Source organism: Nocardiopsis halotolerans DSM 44410 (assembly GCF_000341065.1).
Lineage (GTDB): Bacteria > Actinomycetota > Actinomycetes > Streptosporangiales > Streptosporangiaceae > Nocardiopsis > Nocardiopsis halotolerans.
The window spans coordinates 39,286-43,506 of record NZ_ANAX01000162.1; the positions used below are offsets into that span (position 1 = coordinate 39,286).

Annotated in this window: 5 protein-coding genes and 1 pseudogene (1 of these 6 only partly in view); 3 read left to right on the forward strand and 3 right to left on the reverse strand. The window is 72.7% G+C overall.

The genetic code is table 11. The features are described from left to right. Positions 1 to 150, forward strand: a pseudogene (locus D455_RS30200) (hypothetical protein) (it extends 442 nt beyond the left edge of the window). 70 nt (positions 151 to 220) lie between these two features. Beyond that, positions 221 to 868, forward strand: a complete 648-nt coding sequence (locus tag D455_RS0112340) for a GNAT family N-acetyltransferase (RefSeq protein ID WP_017571034.1) — start codon at positions 221 to 223, stop codon at positions 866 to 868. Between the two features lie 4 nt (positions 869 to 872). Here the strand turns inward: D455_RS0112340 and D455_RS0112345 are convergent, their stop codons facing one another. The 3 genes from D455_RS0112345 to D455_RS0112355 form a co-directional block, all read right to left on the reverse strand. Then, the gene (locus tag D455_RS0112345) at positions 873 to 1,448 is read right to left on the reverse strand and encodes a hypothetical protein (protein ID WP_040684812.1); all 576 of its coding nucleotides are present in this window, start codon (positions 1,446 to 1,448) and stop codon (positions 873 to 875) included. Between the two features lie 203 nt (positions 1,449 to 1,651). Further along, the gene (locus tag D455_RS34155; RefSeq protein WP_160167840.1) at positions 1,652 to 1,813 is read right to left on the reverse strand and encodes a hypothetical protein; all 162 of its coding nucleotides are present in this window, start codon (positions 1,811 to 1,813) and stop codon (positions 1,652 to 1,654) included. Between the two features lie 185 nt (positions 1,814 to 1,998). Then, positions 1,999 to 2,826 carry an RDD family protein gene (locus D455_RS0112355; RefSeq protein WP_017571037.1) on the reverse strand — a complete coding sequence of 276 codons (828 nt, stop codon included), beginning with the start codon at positions 2,824 to 2,826 and terminating at the stop codon, positions 1,999 to 2,001. Between the two features lie 614 nt (positions 2,827 to 3,440). On the opposite strand from D455_RS0112355, the gene D455_RS0112360 reads away from it, so the two are divergent. Further along, positions 3,441 to 4,221: sigma-70 family RNA polymerase sigma factor (locus tag D455_RS0112360; RefSeq protein ID WP_017571038.1), on the forward strand; the 781-nt coding region annotated here is incomplete at its 3' end.

Here is a 4,221-nt window from a genome sequence, read left to right on the forward strand (position 1 = left end):
GCGCCGTGCGGCTACCTGCTCACCGATCCGGCGCTGGGCCACGTGGCGCGCCTGGCCGGGATGCGCGGCTGGACCGTGCGCGAGGCGGCCCCGGAGGACGCGTCCGAGGCCTTGGCCGCACTGCTGGTGGACCTGCGGGGCGGCGCCTGAGCGCGTGGCCGGTGACGCCGCACCGGAAAACCGGGTGACAGGGCGGGACCGGGCTCCGGAGAATCGGCGCATGATCACCGAGTACTTTCCGACGCTGGGCCTGCGGCTGACCACGCCGCGCCTCGAACTGCGGATCCCGGACCTCGACGACATGGCCAGCCTGGCCAAGGTCGCGACGGAGGGTATCCACGACCCGGACACGATGCCCTTCGTCGAACCGTGGACCGACCAGCCGCCGGACCGGCTGGCGCTCGGCGTCATCCAGCACAACCTGGGGGTCCTCGCATCGTGGAAACCGGAGGACTGGGGGCTCAACCTCGTCGTGGTCCACGAGGGCGCCGTGGTGGGCATCCAGGACATGAGGGGGAGGAACTTCGCGGTCACGCGGCAGGTGAGCACCGGCTCGTGGCTGGGGAGGGCCCACCAGGGCAGGGGGATCGGCACGGAGATGCGCGCGGCCGTGCTGCACCTGGCCTTCGCGGAGCTCGGCGCCGTGGCCGCGCTGTCGCCGGTGTTCGAGGGCAACACCGCCTCGGAGCGGGTCGCGGAGCGCCTGGGATACCAGCGGGACGCGGTCGACCTGGTCGAGGTCCGGGGGAGGCGGGTGGCGGCCCACCGGTACCGGCTGACCCGGGAGGCCTGGGAGGAGCACCGTAGCGTTCCGGTCACCGTGACCGGGCTGGAGCCGTGCCTGCCGTTCTTCGGCCTGGAGGATTAGGGACCTACGACGGGGACGCCGGGGAGGTGTCGACGGTACCGGCGGCCCGGCGCGTGAGGACGAGCGAGACCAGGACGCCGGTCAGGATGCCGAGCCCGGTGACCACGCCGCTGACCAGGGGAACCCAGTCCGGATGGCCGGTGAGGGCCATCGCCAGGCCGACGGCGCCGAGTACGGAGAGGTAGACGGCGGCGCCCAGGATGGAACGGGCCCGCCAGTACCGGGCCAGCGGGAGGAAGTGGAGTCCGACGACGAGTGCGATCCAGGCGACGTTGGCCTGCGTGGGCGCGTCCATGGCGCGCAGCACCCGGATGCCGCCGAGGATGAGGACGACCTCCAGGGCCACGACGACACCGTAGAGGGCGCCGAACCTCATCCGCGGCCCGCCCTGGGCGGATTCCGTGTCGGGTGCGGGTCCGCGGCTGAGGACCACCGTCAGCGCGATGATCGCGAGGAGGGCCGCGACCGCGAGGACGCGCAGTACGAGGGCGAGGGTGGGGTCGAGCGGCGGGCCGGAGTTGGCGAGGACGAACGCCAGGCCGAAACCCGCGCCGATGAGGAACCCCACGAATCGCTTCATCGCGTGAAGGTACCAGGACGGTCGTCGGCGCCCAAGGCCCTTCCGGAACAGTATGGACCTCTGCCGCTCCACGGAATCGGACCACCACACAGTGCGTTCACCCGCCCGGCTGCTCCGGGATCCACCGACGCCAGCCGGACCCGCGGATGACCACGAGGGAGACGCCGCAGCCGATCGACCACCGGCCGCGGCGTTCCGCTTCGTCACGACCGCGGCGCTCGGTGGTGGAGGGCCGTGCCGCTGCCCGGCGCCCGCGGAGCGTCCTCCACGACCCCGGCGTCGTCCCGGGCTCGGACCTCCTCGATCCTCTCCCGGAGCCCGCCCAGGGTGGTGTCCAGGGCGGGCACGTCCGCCCGGGTTGGCACGCCGGTGCGTTCCACGGGCCGCCTGACCAGCAGCGCACCGGAAACCGTCTCCCGGTCCGGCGCGGCGGTGTGGGCGTCGTTCCGGGGCGCGCGGATCAGCGCGGGTTCCTCGGGCGGCTCGACGACGCCGGGCTTCGCTCCGTGGACCTCCCCGCCGACACTGGACCCTCCGGACGGCTCATCGGTTACCGGCGGACCTGGACGACGACCGTGCCCGCGGCCTTGTCGTGAAGGCACTGCCGGGTCCTCTTGTCGCGCAGGGGCCACAGGACGTTGGTGATCGACCAGGGCAGGATCCAGTTGACCAGGTTCATGCCCGGCGCGTAGAGCAGCGCCCGCACGAACGCGCGACCGAGTTTGACCCTTCCGCTGCCGTCGGAGCGCACCACCCACAGACCCAGCAGGATCTTGCCGACCGACCGTCCCCACAAGCGGACCTGGAGCGCCTCCACCACGATGGCCAGCAGGAAGAAGTTGAAGAGGGCGGTCACCATGAAAGCGATCTCGCCGGGACCGCCGTCCATCTCGCCGCCGCCGATGATCACGCTGATGATGGTGCCCAGCAGCATCATCACGTACCAGAGGCAGCCGACGGCGAACGTGTCGACGATCCGGGCGACGAAGCGCACCCCCATCTCGGTCCTACCGATTTCGGGGTTCTCCGGGCTCCACTGCCCGGGGTCGGTGAGCACCGGGGGAAGCCAGTTCTGCGGCGGGGGGTAGTACCCCGGGTGGCCGTGTGCGTAAGGGGACTGGTGAGGCGTGGGGTGCATGGGGGCCTGCGGCGGCGGAGGGTACATGGAGGGCTGCGGCGGCGGAGGGTACATGGAGGGCTGCGGCGGCGCGGGATACGCGGGCGCGGGGGGAACCTGGTAGCCGGGCGGCGTCGGGTAGGCGGGCTCCCGCTGGCCGGGCTGGGCCTGGGACTCCTGGCGTGCGGGCCGGATCTCGTATCCCGTGTAGGGGGAACCGTGCTCCGGCTGTCCGCTGCCGGGCTGGTACGGGGGCTGCATGGCTCTCCTGCCGGGTGTCGTCAGGTGCTTTCCGTGGGTAGCGGCGTCAGGGCGCCGCGAGCCGGGGCGGATGGGGGAGTGTGTTCCGTCCGATGCCATGGAGGCGGGCGTGGTTCGGCGAGCACTTTTCGTCCGGAATCCTCCGAAACGCACCAGCACTCTACTCCCGCTCCCCGACAGGGCCCGGTGCCGTCACGACCGCTCCTCGTACGGCTCGCGCAGCGCGGTCGGTTGAGCCCGTGGTCGGATGACACGGGGAGGAGGCGCGCCCGCCTCCCCTCGCGGACGCGCCTCCGGTGCGCCGTGGGGCGCACCCCTCCGCCAGCCCGTCCCGGGCCGCCCTCCCACGGGGCCAGAGGACCCGGGAACCGGTCCGGCGGGTCCCCGACCGGCCGGGTTCGTCCCCTCATCGAGACACCGGTCCGGTCGGTCCGCCGTCCCCCGCCGGGCCGCTCGGAACGGGGCCACACGGCGTCGGGACGGCGTCCCCCACCCTGATTACGGAGATCGGTGGCGACCATGACGCGAATGCGGGATATTTTTCCGAGCACGTGATCCTCCCGCCGCCGAACCAGCGTTCTGGCCCGTGGCGCTGTCTCCAGAAAGGACGCGGGGTGAGCGACGTCCCCGGCAATCACACAGAGAACCTGCCCGGTGACGGTGAGCTCGTTCGGCGGGTCCGCGGCGGCGACACCGGTGCCTACGCCACGCTCTACGAACGCCACTCGGGAGCGGCCCGGGGCCTGGCCAGGCAGCTGCTGCGCGGAGAGGCGGAGGTGGAGGACGCCGTCGCCGAGGCCTTCACCCGTGTGCTCAGCGCCATCCAGCGCCGCAAGGGTCCGGAGGACGCCTTCCGTCCCTACCTGCTCACCGCCGTCCGCAACGCCGCCTACGACCGCGGACGCGGTGAGAGGCGCCAGGTCGTCACCGACGACCTGGAGGGCCTCGTCCCCGCCCAGGCCTTCGTCGACCCGGCTCTGGAGGAGCTGGAGCGCTCCCTCATCGCCCGGGCCTTCCTCTCCCTCCCCGAACGCTGGCAGTCGGTGCTGTGGCACACCGAGATCGAGGGCGCCAAACCGGCCGAGGCCGCGCCCGTACTCGGGATGCGCCCCAACAGCGTCGCCGCCCTGGCCTACCGGGCGCGCGAGGGTCTGCGCCAGGCCTACCTCCAGATGCACCTGGCGGGCGGGAACGCCGCCGAGGCCTGCCGTCCGTCCCTCGGCCTGCTCGGCTCCTACGTCCGCGGCGGGCTCTCCAGACGGGACACGGCCAGGGTCGACCAGCACCTGGACGGCTGCGCGGACTGCCGCGAGGTGTACGCCGAACTGATGGACGTCAACGTCGGGCTGCGCGGGGCCGTCCTGCCGCTGGTGGCCGGTGCCGGAGCGGCGGGGG

Bases quoted from the DNA above. Each gene is read 5' to 3' on its own strand.
- D455_RS0112340 (WP_017571034.1), top strand. From the start codon at position 221: ATGATCACCGAGTACTTTCCGACGCTGGGCCTGCGGCTGACCACGCCG.
- D455_RS0112345 (WP_040684812.1), bottom strand. From the start codon at position 1,448: ATGAAGCGATTCGTGGGGTTCCTCATCGGCGCGGGTTTCGGCCTGGCG.
- D455_RS0112355 (WP_017571037.1), bottom strand. From the start codon at position 2,826: ATGCAGCCCCCGTACCAGCCCGGCAGCGGACAGCCGGAGCACGGTTCC.